We start from the raw sequence: 15089 nt of genomic DNA, 5'->3' as shown, positions 1-15089 counted from the left end.
AGAGGGCGTGTCCCGATGCCCCCATCAGGAGGACGAATTGCCATGATTCAATCAGACCTGTTTCCCGCCAGCGAGCAGTTGCCGTCAGAGCCCCTGGCCTTCGCAATCAGCACCAAGATTGCGGCGCTTCTTGCCTCGGGACGCCATCTGACCCGTGCGGACATTTCCGGCCTGTTCGCCAAAGACACCGGCGCCCTGGACTGGGGAAGCGCCTGGACCATCGATGACTACAACAACGCGGCCGAGATCGGCGCAATGCTGTGGCTACGGGAATCTTCACGCATCGATCTGGCGACAAGCGTGCATGAAGCCGAAGCGCGTTTCGACTGGCTCGAGGCTGCCTTGCCGCCGCGGCACGTGCGCAGCGAAGCACAGGTCGAGCTCCAACAGTTCTCGACCCCGCCAATGCTGGCCTGGCTGATGGCGAAGGCCGCAGCCGTCTCTGCGCAAGACACGCTCCTCGAACCGTCCGCGGGCAATGGCGCTCTTGCTCTCTGGGGCAGCGTCCAGAACGCCTCATTGGTCCTCAACGAGATCGATCCGGCAAGACGAGACGGCCTGGGCCACATCTTCCCTTCGACCACGATCACCGCGCATGACGGGGAATTGATCGCCGACCTGCATCGCGGCCCTGTTCCGTCGGTCGTGTTGATAAACCCGCCATTCGCGCGCAGCCAGGAACGCGGCAGGGATAGTGAGACGGCGCAGCGCCACCTGCGCAGCGCGATCCGGGCCGCTGCCGGTGGCGCGAGGATTGTCGCGATCATGCCCGAAGGCTTCGATGCTTCCACCTTCGCCAAGGCACAGGATGACGCGTCGCTCCTGCTCAATGTCCGCTTGCAGCAGATGTTTCGACGGACGGGCACGGGGATCGCCGTTCGCCTGGTCGTGTTCGACAAGACGCCGATTGCGTCCTTGCCCGCAATCACCGGAGATACTGACGACCTCATCTCGCTCCACGAGCTTATCACTGCGCTTCCGCCACGCGTACAGACCTCCGCCAACATCCATCGCCTGCCGCTCGGCAAGCCAGCGCGCCTCGTTGGCAAGACTTCGACCCAACGCACGCCGGTCCGGCCGTTGGCGCCTTTCGCAGCGACACCAGCAGCCACAGCGAATGCGACCAATCTTGCCTATTCGGTCCTAGCCGAACCTGCGCCTGTACCCGAACAGGCAGGCATTTACCTGCCTTACCGGCCCAGCCGCATCGCCTTCGAAGACGCGCCGGTCCATCCCACCCCGCTCGTGGAATCGGTCGCCATGGGTTCGGTCGCGGCGCCCCAGCCGGAAGTGCGGCCACGTCTCCCCACCAACTGGCAGGCCGATGGCCTTTTATCCGAGGCTCAGTGCGAGACACTGATCTACGCTGCCCAGGCATTCGCGCGCAACTTACCGGGCCAGTTCAAGGTCAGCCAGGAAGGCACTGCGCTGGAACTATCCGAAGACGGGGACGCGTTCCGCCAAGGCTTCTTCCTCGGCGACGGAACCGGAGCGGGCAAGGGACGGCAGATCGCAGCGGTGATCATGGACCGCTGGCTCGCAGGCGAGCGCCGGCATGTCTGGATCACCAAGAACGAGGCGCTGCTCGAAGATGCACGCCGCGACTGGGAAGCGCTCGGCGCCATGGCTCTCGATCTCCAGCCGCTCTCACGCTGGAAACTTGGCCATCCTGTAACAATGTCCGAAGGCATCCTCTTCGTGACCTACCCGACGCTGCGCTCGGGGCGCGCCGAGGATACGCGGCTCGACCAGATCCTTGCCTGGGCGGGCGAGGATTTCGACGGCGTGATTGCCTTCGACGAAGCTCACGCGATGGCCAATGCGCTCGGGAGCTCTTCAATCCGCGGCAAGGTCAAGGGCTCCGAGCAAGGGATGGCGGGCCTCAGGCTGCAGAACCATCTCCCGCGTGCCCGCGTGCTCTACGCGTCTGCCACCGGCGCTTCGGATATCGCCAACCTAGGCTACACGTCCAGGCTTGGCCTGTGGGGACCCGAGACCGCATTCCCGACCCACGAGGCGTTCATGACCGAGATCCGCGCCGGCGGCGTCGCAGCGATGGAACTCGTCGCTCGTGATCTCAAGGCCCAGGGCCTCTATCTCGCCCGTGCGCTATCCTTCGCCGGGGTAGAGTACGAGATCCTCGAACACAGTCTGACCGAAGCACAGGTGCGGATCTACGATGCCTATGCTGATGCCTGGGCGATCATCCACCGCAACCTTGAAGCTGCGCTCGAAGCAACCCGCGTGGTCGACGAGGACAGCGGCGATACGCTCAACCGCAACGCCAAATCGGCGGCGCTTTCGATCTTCGAAGGCACCAAGCAACGCTTCTTTGCCCAGCTTCTGCTCTCGATGAAGCTGCCGAGCCTGATCCCGGCGATGGAAGCAGCTCTTGGCGCGAACCATTCGGTAGTCGTGCAGCTGGTCTCGACCGCCGAGGCCATGCTCGACCGGCGCCTTGCCGACCTTAGCGTGGAAGAACGCGAAGCGCTCGACATCGATCTGTCCCCGCGAGAGTACGTCATCGACTATCTTGCGAAGAGCTTCCCTGTGCGCCTGATGCAGGTCTTCGCCGACGAGGATGGCAATCTTCGCTCCGAGGCGATGAGCGACGAGGAAGGCAATCCCGTTTTCTGCCCGCGCGCCATTGCTGCGCGCGATGCGCTGATCGAACAGCTCTGCGCGCTGCCGCCCATCGCCACAGCGCTCGATGCGATCATCGAGCACTTCGGAACCGACGCCGTCGCCGAGGTGACGGGCCGAACCCGCAGGCTGGTGATGGGACGCGATGGTCAGCAACGCCTCGAACGGCGTAGCCCCAGCGCCAATGTCGCCGAAGCGCAAAGCTTCATGGACGGGACCAAGCGCATCCTGGTCTTCTCGGACGCGGGCGGCACGGGGCGTTCCTACCATGCCGATCTCGGCTGCCGTAACCAGCAGCGCCGGGCTCATTTCCTGCTCGAGCCGGGCTGGCGCGCCGACAACGCGATCCAGGGTCTCGGCCGTACCAACCGCACCAACCAGGCCTCGGCCCCGCTGTTCCGGCCGGTAACCACCGACGTGAAGGGTGAGCGCCGGTTCATCTCGACCATTGCGCGAAGGCTCGATGCCTTGGGCGCGCTTACGCGCGGCCAGCGCCAGACCGGCGGACAGAACCTGTTCGACCCGGCAGACAATCTCGAAAGCGACTATGCGCGCGATGCGCTCAGCCGCTGGTTCCAGCTGCTCTATGACGGCAAGCTCGAAGCCACGAGCTTCGGCCAATTCGTCGAGCGAACGGGCCTCCGTCTCGAAAACCCAGATGGGGGGCTGACCGACAATCTCCCCACGATCCAGCGCTGGCTAAACCGCATTCTCGCGCTGCCGATCGCGCTCCAGAACGGAATCTTTGACGAATATCTCGGGTTGGTAGAGGCGCGGATCGAAGCCGCGCGCGAGGCCGGAACGCTCGACCAGGGACTGGAAACCGTGAGGGTCGATCGGTTCACGGTCCTGGCAGATGAACTCCTGCGCGCCGATCCTGTGACCGGAGCGGAGACCCGGCTCGTCTCGCTCGAAGTGAGCCGGCACCTTCGGCCCCTACGATTGCAGCGCCTGGTGCGGATGCACGAGATCGGCAGCCCGCACGCGATACCGATGCGCAATGCGCGCTCGGGCAAGATCGCACTGTCGGTTCCAGCCCGGCGCCTCATCGCTGACGACGGGGCCGTGATCGAACGCCGACGACTGCTGCGCCCGCTCAAATCCGCGAACTGGACGCTTGAGGCGCTTGCTGAAAGCCACTGGGAGGAGGTTGGCGTTACCGCATTCACCAGCGCCTGGCGAGCCGAGGAAGAGGAGGCCTCCGCTGCACCTGTGACCAAGCGCGTCCATCTTGCTACCGGACTGCTGCTCCCGGTCTGGAAGCGCCTGCCCGGCGATCATGTTCGGGTTACCCGGCTCGTTGCCGAAGATGGCCAGTCGATCTTCGGCCGCGAAGTGCTCGATATCGATCTCGCCGCAATCGCCGATACCTTTGGCCTTTGCGGAGTTACCGGGCCAGCTGCAGAGCAGATCGGCGACCTGGTCCTCTCAAGCGGAAAGCCGCTGGTCCTCGCAAGCCACGATGCCTTGACCGTCAAGCGATCGCTGGTCGGCGGCGAACAGCGCCTTGAACTGACCGGGTTCTCGCCCGATCGGCTCGACTGGTACAAGAACAAGGGCTGTTTCACTGAGATCATCCGCTACCGCACGCGGCTGTTCGTGCCGGTGTCGAGAGTCTCGTCGGTCCTCCCTGCGCTTGCCGCCTGATCCTTAGGGCGGACCCCAATCTCAGAATGAGAGTGGAGGGAGCCCTTTGGGCTTGTGGGCCTCGTGATCCTCACCTGCGCCCTCATTCCATCAGGAGAACACCCATGATCCAGTCGATTCCCTTGAAGAAGCTCGTCCCGAGCCCGCGCAACGTTCGCAAGTCGAGCGACGTGCTGGCCGACCTCCAGCTGCGTGCAGACATTGCTGCCCGCGGCCTACTGCAGAACCTCGTCGTGCGCAAAGGAAAGCGCGGCAAGTTCGAGGTCGAAGCAGGCGGTCGCCGTCTCGCCGCGCTGCAGGCGCTGGCCGAAGAGGGCACATTGCCCGACATCCACGAGGTCACTTGCCTCGTCATCGAAGGCGAAGAAAGCGAAGTGCGCGAAGCCAGTCTTGCCGAGAACTTCCAGCGCCTCGCGATGAACCCCGCCGACGAGGCGCAGGCCTTCGCTTCCATCATCGAGGCAGGGGCTACCACCGAAGACGTGGCGCGTCGCTTCGGCCTCACTGTCCGGTTCGTCGAAGGGCGTTTGCGCCTGGCAAGTCTCGCGCCATGTGTCTTCGAAGCGCTTGCCGAAGGCACGATCACGCTCGACATGGCCAAGGCCTATGGCGCGATTTCCGACGTGGAGCGTCAGGCGCATGTCTATACCGAGCTGCAGGACGTCTGGTACCAGATCACGCCTGACACGATCCGCCGCATGGTGCTCGATGCATCGGTGCGTGGTTCCGATCCGCGTGCCGTGCTCGTCGGACGCGATGCCTACCTCGCCGCAGGCGGCCGGATCGAGCGCGAACTGTTCGACGATGATGCCAGCGAGAGCTGGATCGATGTCGCGCTGCTCGAGGACCTCGCGCACAAGGCCATGGACGAAGCCGCAGAAAAGACCGCGCTTGAATATGGCCTTGCCTGGGTTCGGCCGACCCTTGGCAACTACGTCAGCCAAGACCTTGTTGAAGGTCTCGGTCGCTTGCCCTGCGGGCATGCGCCAATGACCGAGCAGGAAGCTCGGGAGCTCGGCGAGCTCGAGGCCGACTACGACCGTGTCGCCGCCGTACTCGAAGACGAGGATAGCGACGAGGACGAGGTCGCCAAGGCCGAACAGGAACTCGTCGTCATCGACCGTGCCATGCGCGCGCTCAATGACCGGCCGCCGGTACTCGCCGACGAACTGAAATCCGATGCTGGCGCCTTCCTCGTCCTCTCGCGCAATGGCGAGCCGACCTTGGTTCCGCAGTTCTATACCGAGACCGAAGTCATCGCTGACGAAGGTGTGGTCGAGGCGATTGAGGAAAACGGTGCGGCGAAGCCCAAGGGAAGCTCGTTGTCGCAGCGCCTGCTCGACGAACTGGCCATGCAGCGCCGCGATATCCTGGCAATCCATCTCGCCAACGATCCGGCACTGGCGCTCGACTTCATGGTCTTCACGCTCGCCGATGCCGACGGCCATGACTGGCGCGCCAAGAAAGCGTCGACGCTTGTCGGCTCGGTGGCTTCGGGCCCGGTTACCGGGTTCGAGGCCAAGGATGCACCGGCGAGCGCTGCGCTCGCCGAGTTCGCCGGTTCGCTCGATGAAAGCTGGCGCGCTGGGACAAGCGATGTCGAGCGGTTCGCCAACTTCCGGGCGCTTTCCGACGAGGCGCGCTCGGCTTGGCTTGGTCATGTTGTCTCGCGCACTCTGATTGCAAGCCTTGCTTGCGAAGGCGAGCGCTCGGTGCCGATGCATGAGACGCTCGGCTCCCTCCTCGAAATCGAGACCGCGCATTGGTGGCGTCCCACAGCGGCGAGTTACTTCGACCGGGTGGCCAAGGCTCGCACGCTCGAAGCGCTCGATGCTGTCGGTGGTCCGGAGCTGGTCAGTCGCTATGCTGCATCGAAGAAAGCCGAACTGGCGAGCGCTGCCGAGCGCATCTTCTCCGGCAACCTCATCGGCGAGGCCGAAGTAAAGGAACGGGCTCAGGCCTGGGTGCCTTCGATCATGCGTTTCGCCGGTTCTGAAGAAGTCGAATTGGCCGACCATGTAGGAGATGAGGCGGTCAACGCCGAAGGAACTGACGAGATTGCCGAGCAGGCTGCCTGACCCCTCCTGACAGGTCCAGGTCGTTCGGCGGGCGGTCTGTCCCTCTCGGGACGGGCCGCTTTTTTCTATTATGCGTGTCTGGGTTGAAAGGACGATACCCGTTGGCACAACACGCATGATGCCGAAGGATCAGCAGGCCGCCGTACCGGTCTCTCGGCTCTGGTGTTGCGGCTAGATCGACACTTTCCACTCTTAATCGGGTCGATCGCGACCGACAAAGGCCCGTGGCGCGGGCTCCGGGAGGATACTACCTGCCTTCACTTCCGAAAGGCGGCTGCGCAACGTGTCGATTGAAAGATAAGACGGCATGGGCGCGTGGGCTTCGGCATCAAAGGATTCTAGAAGCCCGAGAATTCGAGCGGCAGGTTCAGACATATCGTGTCCCAATTCGTGGCGGATCAGGATCGCTGCAATCAGCGCGGTCGAGATTTCTTGCTCGAACAGAATTTCCGGCTCGCTATCCAGACGCTCCAAGGCAATCTCGTACATGTCGTTTCTTCGAGACATGGCGATCAACAGGGCTTGGTCGAGGAAGGCTCCGGTACGGCTGGCAGGGTTGCGCTGTTCAACAGCGATAGCTTCTTCCAGCGCATCGACAGCGCTGTCCACGTCTCCGGCCATAGCCAATGCGGTTCCAAGATAGAGTCGTGCCCGTGCCTCCTGATCGACGTCGCCTGTTGCAACTGCGCGTCTTGCGAGTTCCGCTGCTGCTAGGGGATCATGAGCCAGAAGAGTATAGGCCTGAATGTTTAGGTATTGCGCTTTGTGTTTGGCACGACCCAATTTCTTATCGAATGCTTGCCCGATGTCCTCATCCCATGTGGTGTTGCGATACCAATCCGTCATGACTCACTCCTCGCCGCCGCAGCTTCACTACTGCGCAGATGCGAAATTGCGTGACCGCCGTCCAGCGCCTCCGCAAAATCTGCGAACGCACCCTTCTGCGGAGAGAACACGCCGACTTCTTCCGTCCCGTGTGCGATGGAGGGCGAATTTTCCGGGGTCATGGCAAGCGGCCAAAACCAGGCCGGCAAGCAAGGTGACATGGTCGATGAAAAACGCAAACTCGACCTGATTGCTCTGCCAACGGTCCGGACCGTGAAACACAAGGGCGAAAAAAGCCACGTAAGCAGCCGACCAAGTTTAGCTGCCTGATAGGCAATGCCGCTGAAGATAGCTGCCGCGACCGCGAAATCGAAAATTACGGCGAACCATGTCAGCAATGCAGGCATCGGAAATCCTGCCGCCTCGATCGTATCGGTCGTCACCAAAGGGTCGGATATCTTCATTACCGCGGCCATCGCAAAGAAACCCGAGAATACAACGCGTGCAACAAGTGCGCCTAGCGAATTGCATTGCACAGTCGTTTTCCATTCGTGTTGATTTGATTTTCAGTTTGCGCAGCGCATTTGATCGGATACTCCGGATCAAGCGACGGCGGTTGGGGGTGGGCATGGCCATCGATGTGTTGGACAAGGCGGCTGCTGCCGAAATCCGCAGACTGATCCTCCCGCTGTTTCGTGATCTGGGGTTTCAGCGAGTAACATCCTCGATCAGCGAGCGCTGGGATGGATCGGCTGAGCGTCCGGACCGGTTCCTCAGGCTTCACCTTATTCCCGAACCGCGCAGGCGCGACCTTGGCGAACCGTACGGAGTGAGTGTCGAACTTTCGGTTTTTCATCCAGCGATGGAGCACCCCGACTGTTCTGTGCGGCGAGACCCTCAAGGGCGCTATTCGCCGAAGCCTGCTGAAGTTTTCAGGCCGCGCCACGTTCTCCACTTGTGGACCGGTGATGGCCAACCGCACTGGCGCGCTGACGCCGGTGACATGGCGAGAATGTTCGGTGTCATGAGAGCCAGCATGTGCGAACTGCTTGTGCCGGAAATCGAGGCGGTCGCAAGTTTTGCCTATGAGGTTGTTAAGCACAAACAGCTCTTTCCGCTTACGCCGGATGAAGTGCGTGAGCGGGTTTGCGAGGAACAGGCAGCCGTGGCGCAAGAGGTTGACCTGATCCCGGACGTTCCGTTTATCTGGACGACGCAGAAGCGACCCGCCGGCTTCTTCAGCCCTGACCTGCGCTTTCCGGTTGCGACCGCCGATTGGGGCGACCCGGTTGTGTCTGCACTGCTGCGCGAAGCGCATTCGCTGCACTATCTGTCGGCGCTGGCAGATCGTTACCTCGGCAAGCCTGTAGCGACCGAATTCAGGCAGCGAGCAGGGGCGTTGGAGGCGGCCGCCGGCATCGATCTGCGCGCTGAAACCGAGGAAGAGTATCTCTCCAGGTTCGGTTACTGACTTGGCGCGCCGCTCCACTTCGGCCGAAGTTGGCAATTTTTCGATCGAACCGATGCGAGCGATATTCTCACTGATCGGCACAATTCGCTTTTCTGCGGAAGTAAGGAGAACGCACGATGCAACCTGTACCAGAAACGCCTGAGGACGCCTTGGCAGTCTATCTGGATGAAAGATCGGAGGATTGGGAAAGGGACTATGCGGCGCGCATGATCGGGATCCTTGAAGAAGGTCGCGCGGCACTTCTTACGACCGCACGCAATGCCGACGAAGACGAGATGCTCCAGCAGAGAGCTGCCGAGGTCCTCGCCTGGGCGTGGCGCGAGGCGGGAACGCTCATGACGGAAGACATCGCCGGCTTTACACAAGCGGCCCGAGAAGAAATCGCGCTTCACCGCGGACAGGGGGAAGGGTTCAGAGGCTGAAGGCGGCAGACCGCATTGACGGCGCAAACCGAATGTCGCGACAATTTCAACGCCGGCCACTGCGGAGACTCGCCCGCCTAAAGCGAGAATTCGAAAGTTCTCACATCAGCGCCGGTCTCGAACCCGCGGACGAATTTCATTTCGCTTGGTATTCTGCCGTCGAACAGCCTTTTCCCATTTCCGCCCATTGTCGGGTGAACCGACAGCAGGAGCCGGTCGAGCAGACGCCATTGGGCGAACTGGTCGATTACGGAAGGGCTGCCGAGAATGAGGATATCGCCTTGCGAGCGCAGCTTTTCGGCTGCGGCTCGGTCGAGTTCGGGCAAAATCGTGGTTCCCGTCCAGTCGCTGGTTTCGAGCGAGCGAGACACGAGGGTACGATCAATTCCGTCGATGGCCTGACCCAGTTTCTGTTCCATTTCCGGCAAGGTCTTATCGTGCGCCGCCTTCGGCCAGTGGGACACGAAAAGTTCGTATGACTTTCGTCCGAGAACGAGACGCTGCGCCTCGTCAAGGCAGGCGATCGCGAAGCGCATGAAGTCGTCGTCGATTACGACATCGTCGTGGTCGCAAAACCCATCGGGTGTAACGTTCAACTGGGCGGTGACGGGCATATATAAAACTCCGTATCGTCAGGAGAAAAACTGCAACCGCTTGCATATCTAAACCACTTGCAGAATGCAACTAGTTGTTAAGGAGGATCGGAACGTTTACTCCTGTCCGACCGTGTCCAGCTCGCAAGAAAAGCAGATCCGGTCGGGCTGCCCGATCAATCTCACCCTCGAAGTCCTTGGCGACCGATGGAGCCTCATCCTCATCAGAGACATGATGTTCGCTGACCGCCATCACTTTGGCGATCTGATGCGCGGGTCTATCGAGAACATCGCTTCGAACATGCTCGCAGACAGGCTCAGGCGCCTCGAAGTGGCGGGTATCGTGACCAAGAAAGACGACTCGTCGCACAGCCAGAAAGTTCGCTATGATCTGACCGAAAAGGGAATCCAGCTCTTGCCGGTCCTTGTTTCCATGGGCGCGTGGGGACGCCGGCATCTTCCGGTGACTGATGAACTCGCTGCGCGAAATCAAGCTCTCGAAGAGGGAGGCGCACCGATGCTCGCAGCTTTTATGGACCAACTGCGCCGCGACCATCTCGGTTCGCAGACCGCATCGGACCGGGACGTCAGGGCCGAGCTGGCCTCCGCCAAGCGCCGCGCCGCAGGGCTTGATTAGGTTACTGCTCTTCAAGAGCCCGGTGCGACTTCATCTGACCCGCTTGACATCGGGCGCCAACATCGTCGCACGCCCTCCCGCCGCCTGAAGCGTTGACCCACTCGGCACCATGGCGACGAGCCCTCCCAGAACGCAGCATGAGCCTCCGAATAGAATGACGGGACTTACGGCCGCAGGGTTCCTTACCCATTCCATCGCGGCCGCGAGTGGAGCCAGCAGGATCAGATAGCGCGCAGCCTTTGCGGGACCGAGCTCGTCTATTGCCCTCATCCAGGTACAGTAAGCCACTGCGCCCGCTGCAAGCGAAAGATAGGCGACGGGCCAGAATACCTCGGCACTCGAAACTGTCTTGCTCAAGCCCGCGGCCGTCCACGGGGCAAGCATGACGGCGCCGCAGCCGATGGTCGCTGCTGCGCTGGTAACCGGACCATATGTTCGGACCAAGGGCCGCTGGATAACGAGATAGATACCGGACAAGAATGAGGCTATACTGCACAATGCGACCCCCTTGGCGCTTATCGCGTCGGCTCCGCACGCTGTCATCGCGGCTGATCCGATCACGAGCAAGGCGACGCCCGTCGACAGTGTCACGGTCAGGCGCGTATTCCGATCCGACCGATCGATGAGCTTTGCCCACACCACCTGCCCTGCGACGATGAAGCCGGCAACCGCCGGCCCGGTCAGCTCCTCTCCCCAACCAAGCACCGCGTTGTAGCCCGCTATTCCTATTGCTCCACATGCAGCGAGACGCCCGATGTCTTGGCGACCGGGTTTGGGTCCTCGCGCGAATGCAAGCCAGCCGACAGCAAGCAAACCAACGATCGCAAACCGTGCGGCCGCCAATTCGAGCGATGACGCCGCTGCAACGCCGTCGTGGATTGCCAGGAAGGACCCGGCCCAGATCAGGACCGTGAACAATGCGGCCGTCCTTCCGGTCATGTTCATCGCTGGCAGGCGTTTGCGCGAACCCGGCGCTCTCGCGGCCTCAGGGCGTAGCATCGTCGGCGGATTCGCGTGCGTCCGTGTCTGCAGCCAGCTCGCCGAGTGCGGCAGCTTTCACCTTTTCGGCTGGAACAGTCGCAAGCGACGCACCTTCGGCGCAGCCGAGCCGGGCTCTAAGAGCTTCGAGGACCATTCTGTTGGCAAAACTATGGGGCTCGTCCGGATTTCCGCTCTGGTTTGCCGCAAAGCCGTCAAGCACCCGTACCAGCGTCGTATCCGCCAACGCCACTTCAACGAGCTTGGCGCGGTATTCCAGTTCCCAGTTGGCCAGCCCCGAATAGCGGGCCTTGTCCGCAAAATGCTGGCTCTCGTGGGCGAGGAAGTTGATACGGAAATGCTCGTCGTCGAGGCTTTTGTATGCAGGCACGATGACGAACAGACCTTCGTCCGTTGTCCACCCGCCGGTGCCTGTCCTGTCGCAGGTGAACCAGCTGCTCCACCCTCGGCTGTCGAAATCGTCGAGATACGTAACAAGGGTCTGCGTCGTGCCTCCCGGAAGGTCTACCTGCTCGCGCTTCTCGATTTGCTTGCGCCATACCATCAGCTCGCGCAGCAGGCCTGTCCTGCCCAGCTGAGCATGATAGCCGCGCTTCCCCAGCGCCGCGACAAGTGCGGCTTCGACGCTGTCCCACTGCGCGCTGCGCTCCAAGTGGAGCATGTTTGCCAGGTCGGTCCGTAGTGCATCCTCCAGACGGTCGCGGTCGGCACCGGCTGCCGCAGCTTCGTTCCAGTACTGCCGATACCTGGCGAGCAGCGCCTCTTCGAAGTGATGGTTATGCTCGATGCGCGCTTGAAACGGCCCAAGGCGCGACAGCGCGCAGGTGCGGAACTGCCGATCTTCCTTGTCGAGCTCCTGTTCTGGGATTTGCATGAGCAATGCGCGCGCTTCTGCCGTGTCGGCGCGCAGGATGGCACCTACCCCCTTCTTAAGCTGCGCCGCCGTCTCCGGGGTCGTATCTTGAATGTCGGACTGTACCGGTGAATTCGGCGCTGCCACCATCAGTAGGATCGAAAAAAACATGCATACTCCGAAAGCTAGATATCGCGGCAGCATCTGACGTGATCACGATCACCGATCTTGAATGGATTTGACCCTTTGTCTTTTACCGGGCGTCTGACCAGTCACGGCCTTCACTGCCCTTGTCATATGCGCTTGGTCGGCGAAGCCAGCTTCTGCGGCAATTCCGGCCAGCGACAACTCGCGTCCGTCGATCAACCGCAGCGCCTGCTGAACTTGGGCTTCCAGCCGAAATGCAGCAGGCGAAGTGCCGAATGTTTTGGAGAAAGCGCGGCTGACATAGGCTGGGGACCGGTTATTAACCTTGCACCAGTCACCGATTGCGATCGGGTTCGTCACGAGGTGGTCGGCCAACTCGTCTATCCAGTCGCAGTACCTTCGAGGACTGGCGCGAGCGCTTCGCAGAACGTCATTTGCGTCGAGCGTGTCGCCCTCATGCAGGCGAAGCAGGTCGTCGGGATTGTCGATCGTGAACACTGCCGGCAGGTCCGGTAAAGTAGCAAGGGCCAGATTGAAGATGCGTGTGCCCGCGCTCACCTCGATATCGTCATGCGCCTCGAAGGGCCCATGGCAGACGATCTCACCGGGCTCGACCTGCCACCGACCGCGGCCGCCGCGTTCGACATAACCGCCTTCGAGAACCAAAGCGAGGTAGGCGTGGGCGTGCCGGTGCCGCGGCATACCTCCCCCCAACGACTGGATGCCACCCGACAGCGGCAGGCGGGAAAGGTCTGTAGAAATGCGCCGCGACCTCGGCGGCGGTACAGACTGGGGTGCGCTCATCTCCTCATTGTAGCCCGGCGGTTTGCAGCGCGGCGGTCACGCATGCGCGAGATTGTACTCCGGGCCATGTCATGGGGAGACGCAAGCCGTGCGGAAAATCCGGCACCAGCGATGCGATAGCGAACTTTGCAGGACCGGGCGATGCATCGGAAAACATTGCCGCGTGCAGCGGCTGGAGGCGCTTGTCGATAGCCTCTGCTTTGTCCCAATCGCCGCTTGCGACGGCGGTCTGAAACTCCGCGCACAAGTGCGGCGCAACGTTGGCGGTTACGGAGATGCAGCCACACCCGCCGAGGCGAGCGAATTTCAGAGCCTGGTCGTCGTTGCCCGTAATGAGTGCAAATTCTTGGCCGATTTCCTTTCGGTGAAGCTCGACGCGTCCGAGATCGCCGCTGGAATCCTTCAGTCCGACGATTTTTTCAGGATACCGACGGGCCAGTTCGATCACCAGATCAGGCGTCAGATCCGCCACCGTCCTTCCCGGAACATTGTAAAGAAGGATCGGCAATTCCGAAGCTTCAGCGAGCAGAGAAAAATGTTGTAACAGACCGTCCGAGTTTGGCCTGTTGTAGTATGGCGCAACAATCAGGGCGGCGTCCGCTCCTGCCTTTTCGGCAGCCTCGAGATTCCGCACCGCAATGCGGGTATCGTTCGACCCCGTTCCCGCAATGACCGGCACCCGCGCTCGTGCCGCCTTCACGCACGCTGCCACGACTTCGAAATGCTCTTCAAACGAGAGTGTGGCCGCTTCTCCGGTGGTACCACACGCCACCAGTGCGGAACTGCCAGCGTCGATCAAACGGTCGATATGCGCCGCATAAGCAGTTGCATTGAAACGTCCGTCAATATCGAACGGCGTAATGAGGGCTGGAATTGATCCTTTGAACACATTCAACTCCAGCGGGGGAGATTAAGAGATTCGGAGTGCTGATCTGGGCAGGCGCCAATTCGACTCAGAGTCCCTGTCTCCTTCATAGTCCGGGGCCTGTCATTCGAAAACAGACGCAAACCGCATCGCCGCGTTTCTCAGCGTCACGACCGCAGGCGATCATTTGGCTGCGGGAACAGGAAATCCATTTGCCGCCAGGACGCTGAAGGCGCCTTTCGTGCGAGCGTCCATCGCACCGGCGAGGGTGAGATCGAGATTCATCGCGAAGTAGACCGGGCCGCCCGCTGACTCGGGTCGTTCTATCCAGCCGACGAACCAACCGGTCCGCTCCATGTCCGATCGCAACAGTCCGTCGGTTTCCTTGTGCAGAAACCCGTCGTCGTCGATCGGAAGCATGGCCCCCGTCTTCCCGTAAATCGCGCTGCCGTCGCTTGCGGGATCCATTCGTATGATCCGCCTGGTCCGGTCCATAGAGGATGCGGACGCATCGAGCGTGCCGTTACGCAGGCGCTCCAGGAAAGTCACCTGTTCGACCGCGCTGATCGTGAGGGGTCCGCTGAGCCAGAAGTGGCGCAGGTCGGCTTCCGGTCCGACATTCTCGTTGCCGTAACCCAATCGCTCCACCCACGCCTGCTCACGCTGCGTCCCAACACTGTGAGCGATCGCCTGGAAGACCCATACGGCCGAAGCGGGCACTGCCTCGGCCAGGCTCTTGTCCCCGTTCCAGGCGGGAACACCGCGATCTTTCCCATCCCACCTGAATTTTGCATTCTCGTCGGCTACAGCGCCGGTCTCGAGCGCGATGAGCGTATGGGGAATCTTGAAGGTCGAGGCCGGGACAAAGCGCTGCTCGGAGCGCGCTGAATTACACACCAGCATTCGCTCGGCGCCGGGCTGATAAATCACCATCGTCGCTTTCATTTTATCCGGAAGGCTGTCGCAGCCTGCTGCGGCTTGCATGCTGCTCTGCGTACCGGAAAAGTTCGCCGGTCCGGCGACCGACGCGCAGCCTGCCGACGCGGCGCACAAGCCGACAACAAGGGCTGCGTAAAGGCGCCGCGTCAATTTCAATCCGGTTGAA

Annotated in this window: 13 protein-coding genes; 5 read left to right on the top strand and 8 right to left on the bottom strand. The window is 61.6% G+C overall.

Annotated elements, in window-relative coordinates; all coding sequences use genetic code 11:
* Positions 1-42 precede the first annotated feature (42 nt).
* Complete coding sequence (locus tag K3174_RS06325) at positions 43-4290, top strand: strawberry notch-like NTP hydrolase domain-containing protein (RefSeq protein ID WP_221556933.1); 4248 nt, start codon at positions 43-45, stop codon at positions 4288-4290.
* A gap of 104 nt (positions 4291-4394) precedes the next feature.
* On the top strand, positions 4395-6368 hold the full coding sequence (locus K3174_RS06320; protein ID WP_221556931.1) for a ParB/RepB/Spo0J family partition protein: 1974 nt from the start codon (positions 4395-4397) through the stop codon (positions 6366-6368).
* A gap of 192 nt (positions 6369-6560) precedes the next feature.
* On the opposite strand, the gene K3174_RS06315 is transcribed toward K3174_RS06320, so the two are convergent.
* On the bottom strand, positions 6561-7214 hold the full coding sequence (locus K3174_RS06315; RefSeq protein WP_221556929.1) for a hypothetical protein: 654 nt from the start codon (positions 7212-7214) through the stop codon (positions 6561-6563).
* Positions 7211-7729 carry a DoxX family protein gene (locus K3174_RS06310; RefSeq protein WP_345719600.1) on the bottom strand — a complete coding sequence of 173 codons (519 nt, stop codon included), beginning with the start codon at positions 7727-7729 and terminating at the stop codon, positions 7211-7213. Before K3174_RS06310 ends, K3174_RS06315 begins: the two co-directional genes overlap by 4 nt.
* 92 nt (positions 7730-7821) lie before the next feature.
* Between K3174_RS06310 and K3174_RS06305 the strand changes: the two genes are divergently transcribed.
* Entirely contained in the window at positions 7822-8664 is an 843-nt protein-coding gene (locus tag K3174_RS06305; RefSeq protein ID WP_221556926.1) for a hypothetical protein, read from the top strand.
* A gap of 116 nt (positions 8665-8780) precedes the next feature.
* The gene (locus K3174_RS06300) at positions 8781-9086 is read left to right on the top strand and encodes a hypothetical protein (RefSeq protein ID WP_221556923.1); all 306 of its coding nucleotides are present in this window, start codon (positions 8781-8783) and stop codon (positions 9084-9086) included.
* 77 nt (positions 9087-9163) lie between these two features.
* Here K3174_RS06300 and K3174_RS06295 read toward each other — a convergent pair whose 3' ends face one another.
* Complete coding sequence (locus tag K3174_RS06295; protein WP_221556921.1) at positions 9164-9700, bottom strand: dihydrofolate reductase family protein; 537 nt, start codon at positions 9698-9700, stop codon at positions 9164-9166.
* 112 nt (positions 9701-9812) lie between these two features.
* Between K3174_RS06295 and K3174_RS06290 the strand changes: the two genes are divergently transcribed.
* Positions 9813-10316, top strand: coding sequence for a winged helix-turn-helix transcriptional regulator (locus K3174_RS06290; protein ID WP_345719599.1), 504 nt, complete (start codon positions 9813-9815; stop codon positions 10314-10316).
* Positions 10317-10346: 30 nt separating this feature from the next.
* Here K3174_RS06290 and K3174_RS06285 read toward each other — a convergent pair whose 3' ends face one another.
* The 5 genes from K3174_RS06285 to K3174_RS06265 form a co-directional block, all read right to left on the bottom strand.
* Positions 10347-11255: a DMT family transporter gene (locus K3174_RS06285; protein ID WP_221556917.1), complete on the bottom strand. Its 909-nt coding sequence runs from the start codon at positions 11253-11255 to the stop codon at positions 10347-10349.
* A 46-nt stretch (positions 11256-11301) separates the two neighbouring features.
* Entirely contained in the window at positions 11302-12339 is a 1038-nt protein-coding gene (locus K3174_RS06280) for a hypothetical protein (RefSeq protein WP_221556915.1), read from the bottom strand.
* Positions 12340-12387: 48 nt separating this feature from the next.
* Positions 12388-13017, bottom strand: a complete 630-nt coding sequence (locus K3174_RS06275) for a helix-turn-helix domain-containing protein (protein WP_221556912.1) — start codon at positions 13015-13017, stop codon at positions 12388-12390.
* Positions 13018-13123: 106 nt separating this feature from the next.
* Positions 13124-14008: a 4-hydroxy-tetrahydrodipicolinate synthase gene (gene dapA, locus K3174_RS06270; RefSeq protein ID WP_221557625.1), complete on the bottom strand. Its 885-nt coding sequence runs from the start codon at positions 14006-14008 to the stop codon at positions 13124-13126.
* A gap of 159 nt (positions 14009-14167) precedes the next feature.
* Complete coding sequence (locus K3174_RS06265; RefSeq protein ID WP_221556911.1) at positions 14168-14917, bottom strand: penicillin-binding transpeptidase domain-containing protein; 750 nt, start codon at positions 14915-14917, stop codon at positions 14168-14170.
* Between the last annotated feature and the right edge of the window lie 172 nt (positions 14918-15089).

The organism is Qipengyuania qiaonensis (assembly GCF_019711515.1).
Lineage (GTDB): Bacteria > Pseudomonadota > Alphaproteobacteria > Sphingomonadales > Sphingomonadaceae > Qipengyuania > Qipengyuania qiaonensis.
The sequence above is the reverse complement of the archived record's forward strand: the minus strand, read 5'-3'. Positions and strand labels throughout refer to the sequence as shown.

Bases quoted from the DNA above. Each gene is read 5' to 3' on its own strand.
- K3174_RS06325 (WP_221556933.1), top strand. From the start codon at position 43: ATGATTCAATCAGACCTGTTTCCCGCCAGCGAGCAGTTGCCGTCAGAG.
- K3174_RS06320 (WP_221556931.1), top strand. From the start codon at position 4,395: ATGATCCAGTCGATTCCCTTGAAGAAGCTCGTCCCGAGCCCGCGCAAC.
- K3174_RS06315 (WP_221556929.1), bottom strand. From the start codon at position 7,214: ATGACGGATTGGTATCGCAACACCACATGGGATGAGGACATCGGGCAA.
- K3174_RS06305 (WP_221556926.1), top strand. From the start codon at position 7,822: ATGGCCATCGATGTGTTGGACAAGGCGGCTGCTGCCGAAATCCGCAGA.
- K3174_RS06300 (WP_221556923.1), top strand. From the start codon at position 8,781: ATGCAACCTGTACCAGAAACGCCTGAGGACGCCTTGGCAGTCTATCTG.
- K3174_RS06295 (WP_221556921.1), bottom strand. From the start codon at position 9,700: ATGCCCGTCACCGCCCAGTTGAACGTTACACCCGATGGGTTTTGCGAC.
- K3174_RS06285 (WP_221556917.1), bottom strand. From the start codon at position 11,255: ATGACCGGAAGGACGGCCGCATTGTTCACGGTCCTGATCTGGGCCGGG.
- K3174_RS06280 (WP_221556915.1), bottom strand. From the start codon at position 12,339: ATGTTTTTTTCGATCCTACTGATGGTGGCAGCGCCGAATTCACCGGTA.
- K3174_RS06275 (WP_221556912.1), bottom strand. From the start codon at position 13,017: ATGCCGCGGCACCGGCACGCCCACGCCTACCTCGCTTTGGTTCTCGAA.
- K3174_RS06265 (WP_221556911.1), bottom strand. From the start codon at position 14,917: ATGGTGATTTATCAGCCCGGCGCCGAGCGAATGCTGGTGTGTAATTCA.